This is a genomic window from Streptomyces sp. NPDC048462 (assembly GCF_043200175.1).
GTDB lineage: Bacteria > Actinomycetota > Actinomycetes > Streptomycetales > Streptomycetaceae > Streptomyces.
The window spans coordinates 153,632-170,641 of sequence record NZ_JBICXG010000015.1; the positions used below are offsets into that span (position 1 = coordinate 153,632).

The following is a 17,010-nucleotide window of genomic DNA, read 5'->3' on the forward strand; positions in this document are numbered from 1 at the left end:
CTTGTTAGGGAAGGAGGAGCCGATGTCCGCTGCCCACGACGAACCGGTGCGCTACGAGAAGCAGGGCCCCGTCGCCACGGTGACCATGAACCGGCCCGACTACCGCAACGCGCAGAACTCCGCGATGACCTACGCCCTGGACCGGGCGTTCTACCGCGCGGCCGACGACAGCGAGGTGAAGACCGTCGTACTGGCCGGAGCGGGCAAGCACTTCTCCGCCGGCCACGACATCGGCACCCCGGAGCGGGACGCCCATCTCCCCTTCGAACGCCGGGCCGGACTCTGGTGGGACCACTCGGACAGGGCGGGCGCGGAGAGCCGCTTCGCCCGCGAGTCCGAGGTGTATCTGGGGATGTGCCGGCGGTGGCGGGAGCTGCCGAAGCCGGTCATCGCGTCCGTCCAGGGCGCGTGTGTGGCGGGCGGCCTGATGCTGGCCTGGGTGTGCGATCTGATCGTGGCGTCGCAGGACGCGTTCTTCGCCGATCCGGTGGTCCGCATGGGCATCCCGGGTGTCGAGTACTTCGCGCACCCCTGGGTGATGCCGCCCCGGATCGCCAAGGAGTTCCTCTACACCGGCGACCGGATGAGCGCGCGGCGCGCGTACGAGATCGGGATGGTCAACCGGGTGGTGCCCAGGGCGGAGTTGCCCGAGCGCACCCGCGACCTGGCGCTGCGGATCTCCGAGATGCCACGCCTGGGCCTCGCCCTGACCAAGCGCGCCGTCAACCAGGCCGAGGATCTGCAGGGCATGCACGCCGGGATGGACTCGGTCTTCGGCCTGCACCACCTGGCGCACGCCCACAACGCCGAGACCGCGCCCGACGCGCTGGGCGGCATGGACATCCGGGCGATGAAGGAGGCGGGTGCCTGATGGACCTCGATTTCGATGCGGGCGACGAGGAGTTCAGGACCGAGGTGCGCGACTGGCTCGCCGCCCACGTACCGGCCGCTCCCCTGCCGTCCCTGGAGACCGCCGCCGGATTCGCCGCCCACCGGGAGTGGGAGGCGACCCTGGCCGCCGATCGCTGGTCGGCGGTGTCCTGGCCCGAGGAGTTCGGCGGGCGCGGCGGTTCGCTGCTGCGCTGGCTGGTCTTCGAGGAGGAGTACTACGCGGCCGGCGCGCCCGGCCGGGTCAGCCAGAACGGCATCAGCCTGCTGGCCCCCACCCTCTTCGAGAACGGCACCGCCGAGCAGCGGGCCCGGATCCTGCCGGCGATGGCACGCGGCGAGGTCGTCTGGGCGCAGGCCTGGTCGGAGCCGGAGGCCGGATCGGACCTGGCCTCGCTGCGCTCGAAGGCCGTACGCACCGAGGGCGGCTGGCTGCTCAGCGGCCAGAAGACCTGGTCCTCGCGGGCCGCTTTCGCGGACAGCGCCTTCGGCCTGTTCCGCAGCGACCCGGACGCGGACCGGCCCCACCGGGGTCTGACGTATCTGATGTTCCCGCTGGACGCCGACGGGGTCACCGTGCGGCCCATCGGGCGGCTCGACGGGAAGCCCGCCTTCGCCGAACTCTTCCTGGACGAGGTGTTCGTCCCGGACGAGGACGTCATCGGTGAGCCCGGTCAGGGCTGGCGGGTCGCGATGAGCACCACCGGGAACGAACGCGGACTCACCCTGCGCAGTCCGGGCCGGTTCACGGCCGCCGCGGACCGGCTCACCGCCCTGTGGCGCGAACACGGCGACCCGGCCGACACGGCGCTGCGCGACCGGGTGGCCGATGCCGTGATCGGGGCCCGCGCCTACCGGCTGTTCTCCTACCGGGGTGCCTCCCACGTACTGCACGACGAGGGCGGGCCCGCCGGGGCCGCCTCCAGCCTCAACAAGATCTACTGGTCCGAACTGGACATCTCTCTGCACGAGACGGCGCTCGACCTGCTCGGCCCGTACGGCGAACTCGCCGACCACGCGGCCGAGTCGCCCGCCGGCGGGGCCTGGGCCGAGGGCTACACCTTCGCCCTGGCCGGTCCCGTGTACGCGGGCACCAACGAGATCCAGCGCGACATCATCGCCGAGCGGCTGCTCGGCCTGCCGAAGGGACGCCGGTGATGCGCTTCTTCCCCGACGCCGAGCAGCGGGAGTTCGCCCGCTCCCTCGACGCCCTGCTCACCTCCGGCGACACCCCGGCCGCGGTCCGGTCCTGGGGCGAGGGCGACCACGGCCCGGGGCGGGCGCTCTGGGCCGGGCTGGCCGAGGCCGGGGTGTTCGCGCTCGCGGTCCCCCGGGAGCACGAGGGCTTCGGCCCCCTGCCCGTCGAACTCACCGTCGCCTTCGAGGTGCTGGGGCGCCACGCGGTTCCCGGGCCACTGGTCGAGACGGTGGCCGCGGCCGCCCTGCTGGACCGGCTCGGGGACGCGGACACGGCCGCCGCCCGGCTGCCCGCCATCGCCTCGGGCAAGTCCCTCGCCTCGCTCTGTGTGACCTCCTTCGGCCCGTACGCCCTGGACGGCGACGTGGCCGACGCGGTGTTCGTGGTGGACGGCGACACCCTGCGCGTCGCCGCCGGGCCCGGCCCCGTGCTGCCGTCGGCCGATCCGGCGCGGCGGCTCTCGCGCCCGTCCGGCGGCGCGGTCGTCGCCCGGGGGCCGGCGGTGACCGCCGCAGCGACGTACGCGGCCGATGTCGCCGCGCTCGCCACGGCGGCCCAGGCGCTCGGGGTCGGCCGCACCCTGCTCGCCCGTACCGTCGCCCACGTCACCCGGCGCACCCAGTTCGGCGTGGCGATCGGCTCCTTCCAGGCGGTCAAGCACCGGCTGGCGGACACCCTGCTGGCCCTGGAGTTCACCGAACCGCTGGTGCACAGCGCCGCGCTGGCGCTCGCCGCCGGCGACGCCGGGGCGGGGCAGGAGGTCGCCGCGGCCAAGGTCACGGCCGGCGAGGCCGCGTACCGGGCGGCTCGCACCGCCCTCCAGTTGCACGGGGCGGTGGGCTACACCGACGAGCTCGACCTGTCCCTGTGGATCCGCAAGGCCCGGCCGCTGCGCGACGCCTGGGGCACCCCGGCCGCGTGCCGGGCCCGGGTGCTGGCCGGCTGACCGCGCCGCGTCGGCCCGGCGGCGTACGCAGGGCACTGAACGGCGCACCGGCACACTCACAGAGAGAGGCACCGACGTCATGCACATCGACACTCCTCCGGCGTTCACCGGGCGCGTGGTGCTGGTCACCGGCGGCACCAAGGGCATCGGGGCCGCCATCGCCGGGGCGTTCCTGGGGGCCGGGGCCGACGTGGTGGTCTGCGGCCGTACCGCCCCGGACTCCCTGCCGTCGGCCGGGGGCCGGGAGGCCGTCTTCGTCGCCGCCGACGTGCGCGACCCGGCGGCGGCGGCCTCGTTGGTGGACACCGCGGTGGAACGCTTCGGGCGGCTCGACGTACTCGTCAACAACGCGGGCGGCTCCCCGGACGCCGACGCGGCCACCGTCTCACCGCGCTTCGTCGAGAAGGTCGTCGCGCTCAACCTCCTCGCGCCGTTCTACGTGGCGCAGGCCGCCAACCGCGTCATGCGGGCCCGGAACGGCGGCGGTTCGATCATCAACATCGGCAGCGTCGCCGCCCATGACCCGCAGCCCGGCACGGCCGCGTACACCGCCGCCAAGGCCGGTCTCCTGGCACTCACCAGGGCGCTGGCCCTGGAGTGGGCGCCCTCGGTACGGGTCAACCACATCACCACGGGGCTGGTCCGCACCCCGAGCGCGGCCTCGGTCTACGGCGCGGACGGCGGTGCCTCGGTGGCGGGCGTCGTCCCGATGGGCCGGATGGCCGTGCCCGAGGACGTCGCCCGCGCCTGCCTCTTCCTCGCGAGCGAGCTGTCCGGATACGTCAACGGGGCGGACCTGGCGGTACACGGCGGTGGCGAGTTCCCCGCCCGCTACCTCGCCGCGAAGGCGGCCGGCGAACCCGGGTGAGCACGAGCAGAGGTCCCGGGGTCGGCAACCCCACGGGCACCTCGAAGTCGGCAGGCCGGTCCCGGCGAACCTCCATGAACCGGGCGATCGCGGGACACTCGGCACGTGACGCAGGCCATCTCGTGTGTCCGCCAACTGTGGGTAGGTCTCCGGTACGGTGTCGAACGCTTCGGGCCCGAAAGGGCACGGAGAGGTTCGCCGCAGCCGAGTGACCACGGGACACCGAACGGTGCACCCGTGCGACATCGCCCGTCCTGACGCCACGCGCTCGTGACACGACTGGGGAGTTTGATGTTCGACAAGGTATTGGTCGCCAACCGTGGTGAGATCGCGATCCGCGCGTTCCGCGCGGCGTTCGAGCTCGGGATCTCCACGGTGGCGGTGTATCCCCACGAGGACCGCAACTCACTCCACCGGGCGAAGGCCGACGAGGCGTACCGGATCGGGGAGCCCGGACATCCGGTGCGCGCCTACCTCTCGGTCGACGAGGTCGTCAAGGCGGCCCGGAAGGCGGGCGCCGACGCGATCTACCCCGGCTACGGCTTCCTGTCGGAGAACCCGGACCTCGCCGCCGCCTGCTCCGAGGCCGGCATCACGTTCGTCGGACCGCCCGCCCCGGTGCTGAACCTGACGGGGAACAAGTCCCGCGCGGTCGCCGCCGCCCGTGAGGCCGGCGTACCGGTGCTGAAGTCGTCCGAGCCCTCCGAGGACGTCGACGCGCTCGTCGCCGCGGCCGACGGCATCGGCTTCCCCGTCTTCGTCAAGGCCGTCGCGGGCGGCGGCGGACGCGGCATGCGCCGGGTCGCCACGCCGGGCGAACTGCGCGAGTCGATCGACGCGGCCATGCGCGAGGCGCGCTCCGCGTTCGGCGACGCGACGGTCTTCCTGGAGCAGGCGGTGATCAACCCCCGCCACATCGAGGTGCAGATCCTCGCCGACGCCGAGGGCAACGTCGTCCACCTGTACGAGCGGGACTGCTCGTTGCAGCGCCGCCACCAGAAGGTCGTCGAGATCGCGCCCGCCCCGAACCTCGACCCGGAGCTGCGGGCCCGGATCTGCGCCGACGCCGTCGCCTTCGCCCACCACATCGGCTACGTGAACGCGGGCACGGTCGAGTTCCTCGTCGACGAGCGCGGCAACCACGTCTTCATCGAGATGAACCCCCGCATCCAGGTCGAACACACCGTCACCGAGCAGGTCACCGGCCGCGACCTGGTGATCGCCCAGCTGCGCATCGCCGCCGGCATGACCCTGCCCGAGCTGCACCTCTCCCAGGACGACATCACGCTGAACGGCACCGCGATGCAGTGCCGCATCACCACCGAGGACCCGGCCAACGGCTTCCGGCCGGACACCGGCACCATCTCCGCCTACCGCTCCCCCGGCGGGCCCGGCGTACGCCTGGACGGCGGCACCGTCCACACCGGCGCGGAGGTGTCCGCCCACTTCGACTCGATGCTCGTCAAGCTCACCTGCCACGGACACGACTTCACCAACGCGGCCCGCCGGGCGCGCCGGGCCATCGCCGAGTTCCGTATCCGCGGGGTGGCGACCAACCTGCCGTTCCTGGGCGCCGTGCTGGACCAGCCCGACTTCCGGGCGGGGCGCATCACGACGAGCTTCATCGAGGAGCACCCGGAGCTGATCCGGGCCCGCCCCTCGGCCGACCGCGGCAGCCGCATGCTCGGCTACCTCGCCGAGACCACCGTCAACCGGCCCTACGGGCCCCGCCCGTCCGTCATCGACCCGGCCGACAAGCTGCCGGCCCTGCCGACCGGGGCGCCGCCCGCCGGTTCCCGGCAGCGCCTCGCGGCCCTCGGCCCGGAGGCCTTCGCCGCCGGGCTGCGCGCCCAGTCGGCCGTAGCCGTCACCGACACCACGTTCCGCGACGCCCACCAGTCGCTGCTGGCCACCCGGGTGCGCACCCGCGACCTGCTGGCCGTCGCCCCGCACGTGGCCAGGACCGCCCCGCAGCTGCTGAGCCTCGAATGCTGGGGCGGCGCCACCTACGACGTGGCGCTGCGCTTCCTGGCCGAGGACCCGTGGGAGCGGCTGGTGAAGATCCGGGAGGCCGTGCCCAACATCTGTACCCAGATGCTGCTGCGGGGCCGCAACACGGTCGGCTACACGCCCTACCCCACCGAGGTCACCGAGGCGTTCGTCGCCGAGGCCGCCGGCGCCGGGATGGACATCTTCCGGATCTTCGACGCCCTCAACGACGTGTCCCAGATGCGCCCGGCGATCGACGCCGTGCGCGCCACCGGCACCTCCGTCGCGGAGGTGGCCCTCTGCTACACGGCGGACCTCTCCGACCCCGGCGAGAGCCTGTACACGCTGGACTACTACCTGCGCCTCGCGGAGCAGATCGTGGACGCGGGCGCCCATGTCCTCGCCATCAAGGACATGGCCGGGCTGCTGCGCCCGCCGGCCGCCCGCACCCTGGTCACCGCGTTGCGCGAGCGGTTCGACCTGCCGGTGCACCTGCACACCCACGACACGGCGGGCGGGCAGCTCGGCACGCTGATCGCCGCCATCGACGCGGGCGTGGACGCGGTGGACGCGGCGGTCGCCTCGATGGCCGGCACGACCAGCCAGCCGCCGCTGTCGGCCCTGGTGGCGGCCACCGACCACACCGAGCGTGCGACCGGTCTTTCGCTTCAGGCGGTCGGCGACCTGGAGCCGTACTGGGAGGCGACCCGCAAGGTCTACGCACCCTTCGAGTCCGGTCTCGCCTCGCCCACCGGCCGGATCTACCACCACGAGATCCCCGGCGGGCAGCTCTCCAACCTGCGCCAGCAGGCGATCGCCCTCGGCCTGGGCGACCGCTTCGAGCTGATCGAGGACTGCTACGCCGCGGCCGACCGGATGCTCGGCCGGCTGGTGAAGGTGACTCCGTCCTCCAAGGTGGTGGGCGATCTGGCCCTGCACCTGGTGGGTGCGGGCGTCGAGGCGGCCGACTTCGAGTCCGACCCCGGCAAGTTCGACGTACCGGACTCCGTGATCGGGTTCCTGCGCGGTGAGCTGGGTGACCCGCCCGGCGGCTGGCCCGAGCCGTTCCGTACCCGCGCCCTGAAGGGCCGCCCCACGAAGGCCGAGACCCCGCACCTCTCGGACGAGGACCGCGAGGGGCTGGAGAAGTCGCCCCGCGCGACCCTGAACCGGCTGCTCTTCCCAGGCCCGACCAAGGAGTTCGAGGCCCACCGCGAGGCGTACGGCGACACCTCGGTCCTGCCGACGCAGGACTTCCTGTACGGGCTGGAGACGGAGACCGAGCACACGGTCACGCTCGACCCGGGTGTCACCCTGCTGATCGAGCTGGAGGCCATCTCCGAGGCCGACGAGCGCGGCTTCCGCAGCGTACTGGCCACCCTCAACGGCCAGTTGCGGCCGGTTTCGGTGCGGGACAGGTCCGTCGCCACGGAGGTCAAGGCCGCCGAGAAGGCGGACCGTTCCAACGAGGGCCATGTCGCGGCGCCGTTCGCCGGGGTCGTCACCGTCCAGGTGGAGGAGGGCGCGTCGGTGTCGGCCGGCCAGACCGTCGCCACCATCGAGGCCATGAAGATGGAGGCGTCGATCACCGCCCAGGCCGCCGGGGTCGTACGCCGTCTCGCGATCGGCCGGGTCCAGCAGGTCGAGGCGGGCGATCTGCTCATCGAGATCGGCTGAGTGGCCTCCTCCCTCCCGGGGAGGGCGCGAACGGCTCGGCGTGAACCGGGTCTCACCGCGTGGCAGGCGCGGCCGGCAGGTCCCGCCTGCCGCGCAGCGGCCCGATCAGGAGGAACAGCGGAGTCAGGGCGAGGCCTGCGGTGAGCACCCACAGGGTGGGCCGCAGGCCGAGGACCGTCCCGAGGGCCCCGCCGGTCAGTGAACCGACGGGAATGGCACCGAAGTTCGCGAACGAGATGCTGGCCGAGACACGGCCGAGCAGCTGGGGCGGGCAGTAGCGCTGGCGGAACGCCCCCTGGATCACGTTGGCCAGGACGACGCCGAGTGAGAGCACGGCGCTCCCGGCCACCAGGGCGGACAGTCTCCAGCCCGTCTCGGTCAGCGGGACGAGCAGGGCGAACGGGGCGCTCAGGACCGTGGCGACCAGCAGGCCGCGAGCCGATCCGAACCGCGCGGTCAGGTGCTTCGCACAGGCTGCTCCGAGAATGCCGCCGATGCTGCCCGACGCGAGGAGCCATCCGGTGGCGCCCTGGGGCATGCCGAGGTCACGGAGGACGAAGAGCGGCATGATCGCCGCCTGGCCGGTCAGCAGCAGGTTGGTGGCGGCGCCGTAGAGGGTGAGGACGCGCAGGTAGGGGTCCTTGAAGGCGAAGCGGAGCCCCTCCCTGATGTCCGGCAGCAGGGCCGGCCGTTCGGCGGGCTTCTTTGGGACCGGCTCCTCGCTCCGGATGCCGGACAGGCAGAGCGTGCAGACGAGGAACGTCACCGAGTTGACCAGGAGTCCGGAGGCGGCCCCGAACGCCTGGGCCAGCAGACCGCCCCCGCCCAGCCCGGCGACCTGGGCGACCGATTCGCTGCCCTGGAGTCTGGCGTTGGCCTCCTGGAGGTCCTCGGGCCCGACCACGGTGGGTACGTACACCTTGTACGAGATACCGAAGAACACCGCGGCGAAGCCGTTGACCAGGGCCACGAGCAGCAGTTGGGTCATCGTGAGCACGCCGAGCCAGTGGGCGGCCGGCACGGTGGCCAGGAGCACGAGCGGGACCAGGTTGCAGATCTGCATGACCGGCCGCCGTCGCGTCCGGTCCACCCAGGCGCCGGCCGGCAGGCCGATCAACAGCCAGGGCAGCCAGGGGGCGGCGGCCAGCAGGCCCATGGAGAATGCGTTCGCGTCGAGCGTCACCGAGGCGAGCAGGGGCATGCCGACAGCGGTGATGTTGATGCCGACGCGGTTGGTCGTCTCGCCCGTCCACAACAGCCGGAAGTCGCGGTTGCCCCGCAGCCCGCCGCGCGGCGCCACCGCCTGCTCCGGGCCGGCGTCGCGCGCGGCCTGCCGGGTGTTCATGACGCGCCCCGGCCGCAGGTGTGCGCGCCGACGGCCCGCAGCCGGTACCGGGGAGCGCCGCGCGCGTTCCGCGGCGGAACGTCGGGCCCGTGCGCGGGCTGGGAATTCATCATCGTCTCCTCGGGTCCACACGATCAGAAGGGGCGAGAGCCGGCTGCCCGGCGTCCAAGGACCGTCCGGAACGCGCCCCGGACCGGGGCCCCTCGGGCTCGTTCACGCTCCGCACCCCCGTGACGGCGAGGGTCCGGCGTCCACGAGCAGCTTCCCGCGAGCCGTTCCCGAAGCGTTCCCGGTTCGGTACCGCGGCCTCCTCCCCGGGGCTACGATCGCCTCGCGCCCGGGCAGAGCGGCAGGTGGGCGGAGCCGGCGGGGAGGACGCGTGTCAACAGCGGATGTGGTTCGGCCGCGCTTCAACGTTCTCGGCCCGATCGAGGGGTGGTCGAACGGGACGCGGCTCCGGCTGGGCGGGACCATTCAGCAGCGGGTGCTGACCACGCTGCTCCTGGAGCCCGGAAGAGTGTTTCCGGTCTCCCGTCTGATCGAGGCGGCCTGGGACTCGCAACCGCCGCCGACCGCGCCGCACCAAGTACGCAAGGCGGTCGCCGATCTCCGCCGGCGGATACCCGGCGGCGCCCGCGTACTGCTCACCGACGGGCCCGGCTATCGCGTCGCGGACGGGCAGTGCGACATCGACCTGACCGAATTCGGCCTGCTGATGAGGAAAGCCGGACAGACGGCTTCCGAAGGCCGCACGGCCGAGGCCGCGGAGACCTTGCGCGGCGCCCTCGCCCTGTGGCGGGGGCCCGTTCTGTCCGGCGGCGGCGGTCCGGTCATCGAGGCCGCGTCCGCGTCTATCGAGGAGCGCCGGCTGATCGCGGCGGAACAGCTCTGTGAACTCCGCCTGAGCCTCGGCGAGGCCGCCGGACTCGTCGTCGAACTCAGCGAACTGGTCCGCCGGAACCCGCTGCGCGAGTCCCTGCGCGGGCAGTTGATGATCGCCCTGTACCGGTCGGGGCGGCAGGCCGAGGCCCTGGAGGAGTACGGCAGGGTGCGCGGGCTCCTCGTCGAGGAGCTGGGCATCGATCCCGGCCCCCACCTGACCAGGCTGTACGAGGGAATCCTCCGGGAGAGCCCGGAGCTGACCGGGCCGGCAACCGCCCCGGCCGCACCCGTGGGACCACCGGCCGAACCGCCCAGTACCCTCCCCCACGACCTCTCCGACTTCACCGGCCGGGACCGCGAACTGGCCGGGATCCTGCGTGCCGCCATGGACGGCGGCGGACACGGCCCCCGGATCGTGGCGATCGACGGCATGGGCGGCTGCGGCAAGACCTCCCTCGCGGTGCGGGCGGCCCACCGGCTCGCACCTGGGTACCCGGACGGCCGGCTCCACCTGGACCTGCGCGGTTACACACCGGGCGAGCGGCCGGTGAGCGTGGGCACGGCACTCGACAGCCTGCTGCGGGCCCTGGGCGTGCCGGGCCGCCTCGTTCCCGACGACGTGACCGCCCGCACCGCCCTGTGGCACGCCACCCTGACCGGCAAGCGGGTGCTGATCCTCCTCGACAACGCGGCGGACACCGCCACCGTCCGCTCGCTGCTGCCCGCCTCGGCCGGCAGCCTGATCATCGTCACCAGCCGGGCCCGCCTGATCGATCTGGACGGAGCGCGGTGGATCTCCGTCGGCGTGCTGCCGCCCCGGGACAGCGCGACGCTGGTGGCCGAGACGCTGGGCGCCGCACGCGTCGCCGCCGAGCCCGAGGCCGCCGCCGAACTCGCCGAGCTCTGCGGCCACCTTCCCCTCGCGCTGCGGATCGCCACCGCGCGGCTGCGCAACCGCCCGCGCTGGACCCTCCAGTACCTGGCCGAACGGCTGCGCGACGAGACCCGGAGGCTCGACGAGCTCAGCTCGGGCGCCCGCAGCGTCGCCGCCACCCTGCGCCTCTCGTACCGGGCCCTGGACGAGGAGAGCCGGAACGGGTTCTCGACGCTGGCACTGCACCCGGGCAGCGACATGGACATCCACGCCGCCGGTGCGCTGCTCGGCACGAGCGCGCGCGACGCCGAGGGCCTGCTGGAGGCGCTGCTCGACGTCCGCCTCCTCCAACAGCCGGAGATCGGCCTCTACACCTTCCACGACCTGGTCCGCAGCTTCGCGCAGAGCCTGCTCGCGGAATCCGGCGCCGCAGACTCGGCTGCGGTTGACCCGGCTGCGGTTGACTCGGCTGCGGTGGAACGGCTGCTGGGCTACTACCTGACCGTCACCGAGGAGGCGTGCGAACTCCTCTACTCCGGGCGGCGCAGGCGCGGCACCGGGATCCCGCCCTCGACGGCCGAACTGCCCGAGCTCGGCACTCCGGAGCGGGCCCGCACGTGGTTCCTGCGCGAGCACAAGGCGCTCCTCGCGGCCGTCACGCTCGCGGAGCGCCGGGGTCACGACCGTTACGCGGTGTGCCTGTCCCGCAATCTCGCCTTCCAGCTCAACGACCTCGGGCTTCTGGAGGAGTTCGGTGAACTGAGCCGCACCGCTGTCGCCGCCGCCCGGCGGCTGGGCGATCCGGCGCTGCTGGGGGTGAGCCTCTCCAACCTCGGCGTCGCCTGCTGGAAACTGGGCCGCCTGACCGAGGCGCTCGAAGCCGCCGGGGAGGGCCGGGACGTGGCGATCCGTCTCGGCGATCTGCACACTCAGGCCCACAGCGAGAGCGTCCTCGGCCAGTTCAACAGCCTGCTCGGTGACTTCCCCCGGGCCCTCGGCCACCTGGAGTCGGCGATCGCACACGAGCGGGCCCTCGGCACGCCGCGCGCCGAGGCAGAGAGCCTGACCATCCTGAGCACGCTCTACGAACAGTGGGGGCGGTACGAGGAGGCGCGGGACGCGGCCCGGCGTTCGGCCGAACTGAGCCGGCGGGTGGGACAGCACGAGGGGCTGCCCGGAGCCCTCACCGACCTCGCCTTCGCCCATGCCGGTCTGGGCGCCTACGAGGAGGCCGACCGTTGTCTGGCCGAGGCGCGGGCGCTGTACGGGGACGCCGGCAACGAGGTGAACCTCGCCCTGACCCTGGCGCTGTCCGCCGATGTGGACAGCCTGCTGGGCAGGTCTCCCCGGGAACCGGACCTGGCGGAGCGCGCCCTGGAAATGATGCGGACGAACTCCGCTCCCCTGCGCCGGGCGAAGGTGGAGAACATCGTGGGCCGGCTGCGGCGGCGCCAGGGTGCGACAGCGGCGGCGCTCGCGCTGCACACCCATGCCCTCGGGCTCTCCTCGTCCCTCGGCTATCGCGTCGAGGAGGCCTACGCCCGCGCGGGTGTGGCCGACGCCCTCGGTGACACGCCGGACGCTGTCCGGTACCGGGTCGAGGCCGAGAGGCTCTTCGCCACGATGGGCGTGCCGGCGGAACGCCGTCGCGGCTGAACCGGTGTCCACGGTTTGGTCCCGTATCCAGGTTTGCGGCCAGTCCCCGCGGCCTCAGTCGCTGGTACGGGCCGCCCGGCCGGACGCGTACCCGGCGACGAGTTCCGCGACCCGGTCCAGGTGATCGCCCAGGAAGAAGTGGCCGCCGGACAGCACCCGCAGCTCGAAGGTGCTCACGGTCTCCCGCTGCCAGGCCCGCGCACCCTCGACGGAGACCCGGGGGTCGCTGTCACCGCTCAGCGCGACGACCGGGCAGCGCAGCGGCGGCCCGGGGACGTGGGTGCGGGCGGCGAGCATCGCGTAGTCGGCCCGCAGCGGCGGCAGGGCGAGCCGGAGGATCTCGGGGTCGGCCAGCAGTTGTTCGTCCGTGCCGGACAGCAGACGCATCTCCCGGATCAGGTCCTCGTCGTCCGGCGGGCCGGCCGTCCGGGCCGGCCGGGGCAGTGACGGGGCCTCGCATCCCGAGACGAGGAGCGCCGCGGGCGACCGCCCTTCGGCCGTCAGCCGGCGCGCGGTCTCGAACGCGAGGAGCGCGCCCATGCTGTGGCCGAAGATCACGAGTGGCCGGCCGCCACTCGTGGGCAGCGTGGCCAGTACCGCGTCCACGACCTCGCCGAGCCGTACGGCGAACGGTTCGGCGAGCCGGTCCTGGCGCCCGGGGTACTGCACGATCAGTGTCTCCGCCGTCCCAGCGACCTCGGCCGACAGCGGATAGTAGCCGCTGGCCGAACCACCCGCGTGCGGGAAGCACAGTAGCCGGGCCCCGGCGTCGGGGTCCGGGCGGAAACACCGCAACCAGTTGCTCACAACCATCCCTTTCCGGCGACGGGAGCCGCGACAGCGGCAGCCGTACGAGTGCTGTTGTTCATACCTGACTCCAGGACGTCGGACCTCGCTCGACGGAGTTGACGGCCGGTTCCCCGCCCGGCCGCGACCGGCGATTACGGCGGCGCCCCCGCGCCGCCCCGGCCCCCGCCGGGACCCTTCCCCCCGTTCCCGCCGGGACACTTCCCCGTCCGGACCCCGGTTCAGACCTGTCGGCCCAGTTCCACTCGTTCGGGTCGGGCCGGGCCGGGCTCGCCGGATCCGGCACGCTGCGCGGTCCGGCCTGGTACAAACGAAAGACCCCTGGCCCGGCGTCTCCCGGCCCCGGGGGAACTGGAGCGCCCTGTTGAACCGGTGGACTGGAGAGCCCTGTTGAGCATGGAGCCGGTGGACCCCGCAGCCGACCGCCCGCACCGCATGGACCCGGCGGGCGGCTGTCCGCACGCGGCCAACGCCCGGCTGCTGGGCAGGGGGCCCGTCGCGTCGGTGATCCTGCCCGGAGAGGTGGAGGGCATGGCGGTGCTGGGCCACGAGGAGCTCAGGGAGTTCCTCTCGCACCCCGATGTCGCCAAGGACGCCCGGCACTTCGCGGCGCTCCAGGCCGGTGCGATCGATGACGGCTGGCCACTGCGGACGTTCGCCACGGTGCAGGGGATGACCACCGCCGACGGGGCCGACCACCGACGGCTGCGTTCACTGATGAGCAAGGCGTTCACCGCGCGCCGGGTCGAGGAACTGCGGCCGCGCACCGAGGCGTTGACGGCGTCGCTGCTGGACGGCCTCGAAGCGGCGGCCCAGGCTGGTGGGGGTGTCGTCGATCTGCGGGCGCACTTCGCGCTGCCCTTGCCGATGGGCGTCATCTGCGAGCTCCTCGGCGTGGATGCCGCGCTCCACGACCGGCTGCACGAACTGTCCAACCGGATCGTCGCCACGGACATCGGCCCGCAGGAGGCGAAGGCGGCCAACCGGGAGATGGTGGAGATGCTGAGCGCGGTGGCCGCCGCCCGGACGGAGAGTCCGGGGGACGATCTCACCAGCGCGCTGATCGCGGCCCGCGAGGAGGGTGGCGACCGGCTCGGCCCGCACGAGCTGATCGGCACCCTGATGCTCACGATCATCGCCGGCCACGAGACGACGCTCAATCTGATCACCAACGCCGTACGAGCGCTGTGCGCCCACCGCGACCAGCTCGCCCTGGTGCGGTCGGGCGGCGCGAGCTGGGCGGACGTGGTCGAGGAGACGCTGCGCTGGGACAGCCCGGTCAGCTACTTCCCGTTCCGCTACCCGACCCGCGACCTCGACATCGGCGGCACCGTGATCCCCAGGGGGACCCCGGTGCTCGCCGGGTACTCGGCCGCCGGCCGCGACCCGTCGGCCCACGGCCCCGACGCCGGACGCTTCGACATCACCCGCGGCGGTGGGGTCCGTCATCTGTCCCTGGGGCATGGCGCGCACTACTGCATGGGTGCCCAGCTGGCCCGGATGGAGGGCGTCGCGGCACTGGAGCAGCTCTTCGCGCGCTTCCCCCTCCTCGATCTCGCCGTGCCCGAGTCCGAACTGCCCCGGCACGCTTCCTTCGTGGGCAACAGCGTGCGGCGGCTGCCGGTACGGCTGCGCGGCTGAGGAGGCCGATGGCTCCGGCCGTTTCCGACCTGTCATGGTGTCGCCATGACTCACCCCGCCGGCTCCCCGGCCGATGACCGCGCCACCGCCGCCGAGCGGTTTCCTCAGCAGTTCGCCCGCACCCGGCGCTTCTCGCTCGGGGTGCCCCGGCAGTTCACCGTCTCCCCGGACGGCGAGCGGGTGCTGTTCGTACGCGGCACCTCCGGCACCGACCCGGTGAGCCGGCTCTGGCTGTACGAGAACGGCGCGGAGCGGATGCTCGCCGATCCCGTCGGGCCGGACTTCGCGCACGGGGCGACGGGCGAAGTGCCGCCGGAGGAGCTGGCGCGGCGGGAACGGGCCCGGGAGACCTCATCGGGCGTGGTCTCCTACGCCACGGACGCGGCCGCACGGCTGGTGGCCTTCGCGCTTCGGGGCACGCTCTGGGTGGTGTGCACCGACGGCGGGGCGCCGCGCCGGATCAGCACGGCGGGACCGGTGGTGGACCCGCGCCCCTCGCCCGACGGTTCGCTGATCGCGTACGTGTCGGGCGGCGCGCTGCACACCGTACGGGCCGACGGGACGGCCGGCCGCGTGCTCGCCGCCCCGGACGGCGAGCACGTGACGTACGGGCTCTCGGACTACGTGTCGCAGGAGTCGATCGGGCGCTCGCGCGGCTACTGGTGGTCGCCGCGCGGCGATGCGCTGCTGGTGGCCCGGGTCGACACCGCCGGGGTCCGGCTCCGGTACATCAGCGATCCGGCGGACCCGGAGCGGCCGCCGCACGCGGTGCCGTATCCGGCGGCCGGCACACCGAACGCCGAGGTGTCACTGCGGCTGGTCCGGGTGTCCGGGGAAGGGACCGATGTCCGGCTGCCCCCGGCCGCCGGTGCCGGCCACCCCGAGGGCGCCTGGACGGACCGGGCCTTCGAGTACGTCGTGACGGGGGGCTGGGACGGCGTCGGTCCGCTGGTCTCGGTGCAGACACGTGACCAGCGGACCGTCCAGGTCCTGGAGGTGGACGAGCGGTCGGGCGCCACCCGTCCGGTGCACGTGACCCACGACGCCGCCTGGGTGTCGCTGCGGCCCGGCACTCCGCTGCGTCTCGCCCCGGGCGCGCTGACCGTATCCGCCCGGCCGGGCGGGGACACCCAGGGACTGGACATCGGCGGCGTCCCGACACCGCCGGGGCTGGAGGTCCGCGAGGTGCTCGGCGCGGCGGGCGCCAGGGTGTACTTCACCGCGTGCGAGGAGCCGACCGAGACCCACGTCTGGTCGTACGCGACCGACGCGCCCGAGAAGGGTTTCGTACGCGTCAGCGGCACACCAGGTGTGCATACGGCGTCGGCCGGCGGGCCGACGGTGGTGCTCGACAGCAGGACTCCGGACGGCCATACCGTGACGGTGCTGCGAGCGGGCGTGCCGGTGGGCCGGATCGCCGTACTGGCGGAGGAACCACTCGTCACGCCCCGGCCGCTGGATCTGAGCCTGGGGGCGCGGGAGCTGCGCGGCCGGCTCCACCTGCCTTCGTGGCACCGGCCGGGCGACGGTCCGCTGCCGGTGCTGCTCAGCCCCTATGCGGGCCACGGCATGCAGGTCGTCCTGAAGGTGCGCACGTGGTGGGTCGCGGTCGCCCAGTGGTTCGCGGAGCAGGGTTTCGCGGTGCTGGTGACCGACGGCCGGGGTACGCCGGGGCGCGGCGAGGCCTGGGAGAAAGCGGTGCACGGCGACCGTCTCACCGCCGTCCTCGATGACCAGATCGACGCCCTGCGCGCGGCGGCCGAGCTCCACCCCGACCTGGACCTGACCCGGGTGGCGATGCGCGGCTGGTCGTTCAGCGGCTATCTGGCGGCGGCCGCCGTGCTGCGTCATCCGGAGGTCTTCCATGCCGCGATCGCGGGTGCGGCGTCGATCGACCGGCGGCTCTACGACACCCATTGGGAGGAACGGTTCCTGGGCCACCCGGAGGTGTTTCCGCTCCAGTACACCCGCAATTCGCTCCTGGCGGAGGCCGGGGCCCTGGTCCGTCCGCTCATGCTGGTGCACGGTCTTGCCGATGACAATGTGGCCGTGGCCCACACGCTGCGGTTCTCCGCAGCGCTGCTGGCCGTCGGCCGGCCGCATACGGTGCTGCCGCTGTCGGGCACCGGCCATCTGGTCAGCCAGGATCGCACAGCGAGCGGTCTGTTGCTGCTGGAGCGGGATTTCCTGAGGAAGTCCCTGGGGCTTTGAACACGGGGCGCCTGCTGCGCGTGCCCGG

At 73.4% G+C, this 17,010-nt stretch carries 10 protein-coding genes; 8 read left to right on the forward strand and 2 right to left on the reverse strand.

What is annotated here, in order from left to right; all coding sequences use genetic code 11:
• Positions 1-22: 22 nt before the first annotated feature.
• The 5 genes from ACGFU6_RS24615 to ACGFU6_RS24635 all read left to right on the forward strand — a co-directional run bounded on the left by ACGFU6_RS24615 (position 23) and on the right by ACGFU6_RS24635 (position 7,566).
• Positions 23-871: an enoyl-CoA hydratase gene (locus tag ACGFU6_RS24615; RefSeq protein WP_393613873.1), complete on the forward strand. Its 849-nt coding sequence runs from the start codon at positions 23-25 to the stop codon at positions 869-871.
• Positions 871-2,046: an acyl-CoA dehydrogenase family protein gene (locus tag ACGFU6_RS24620; RefSeq protein WP_393613875.1), complete on the forward strand. Its 1,176-nt coding sequence runs from the start codon at positions 871-873 to the stop codon at positions 2,044-2,046. Before ACGFU6_RS24615 ends, ACGFU6_RS24620 begins: the two co-directional genes overlap by 1 nt.
• Complete coding sequence (locus tag ACGFU6_RS24625) at positions 2,046-3,032, forward strand: acyl-CoA dehydrogenase family protein (protein WP_393613876.1); 987 nt, start codon at positions 2,046-2,048, stop codon at positions 3,030-3,032. Before ACGFU6_RS24620 ends, ACGFU6_RS24625 begins: the two co-directional genes overlap by 1 nt.
• Positions 3,033-3,111: 79 nt before the next feature.
• Positions 3,112-3,900, forward strand: coding sequence for an SDR family oxidoreductase (locus ACGFU6_RS24630; protein ID WP_393613877.1), 789 nt, complete (start codon positions 3,112-3,114; stop codon positions 3,898-3,900).
• Between the two features lie 291 nt (positions 3,901-4,191).
• Positions 4,192-7,566: a pyruvate carboxylase gene (locus ACGFU6_RS24635; RefSeq protein WP_393613879.1), complete on the forward strand. Its 3,375-nt coding sequence runs from the start codon at positions 4,192-4,194 to the stop codon at positions 7,564-7,566.
• 52 nt (positions 7,567-7,618) lie between these two features.
• Here ACGFU6_RS24635 and ACGFU6_RS24640 read toward each other — a convergent pair whose 3' ends face one another.
• Entirely contained in the window at positions 7,619-8,911 is a 1,293-nt protein-coding gene (locus ACGFU6_RS24640) for an MFS transporter (RefSeq protein ID WP_393613880.1), read from the reverse strand.
• Positions 8,912-9,290: 379 nt separating this feature from the next.
• Here ACGFU6_RS24640 and ACGFU6_RS24645 point away from each other — a divergent pair, with 379 nt between their 5' ends.
• Entirely contained in the window at positions 9,291-12,323 is a 3,033-nt protein-coding gene (locus tag ACGFU6_RS24645; RefSeq protein ID WP_393613882.1) for a BTAD domain-containing putative transcriptional regulator, read from the forward strand.
• 54 nt (positions 12,324-12,377) lie between these two features.
• Here ACGFU6_RS24645 and ACGFU6_RS24650 read toward each other — a convergent pair whose 3' ends face one another.
• On the reverse strand, positions 12,378-13,130 hold the full coding sequence (locus ACGFU6_RS24650) for a thioesterase II family protein (RefSeq protein WP_393613884.1): 753 nt from the start codon (positions 13,128-13,130) through the stop codon (positions 12,378-12,380).
• A gap of 435 nt (positions 13,131-13,565) precedes the next feature.
• Between ACGFU6_RS24650 and ACGFU6_RS24655 the strand changes: the two genes are divergently transcribed.
• Together ACGFU6_RS24655 and ACGFU6_RS24660 are read left to right on the forward strand one after the other, a co-directional pair.
• Positions 13,566-14,771 (forward strand): cytochrome P450, encoded by a 1,206-nt coding sequence (locus tag ACGFU6_RS24655; protein WP_393613942.1) that lies wholly within the window; start codon positions 13,566-13,568, stop codon positions 14,769-14,771.
• Positions 14,772-14,816: 45 nt separating this feature from the next.
• Positions 14,817-16,982, forward strand: coding sequence for a prolyl oligopeptidase family serine peptidase (locus ACGFU6_RS24660; protein WP_393613886.1), 2,166 nt, complete (start codon positions 14,817-14,819; stop codon positions 16,980-16,982).
• Positions 16,983-17,010: the final 28 nt, after the last annotated feature.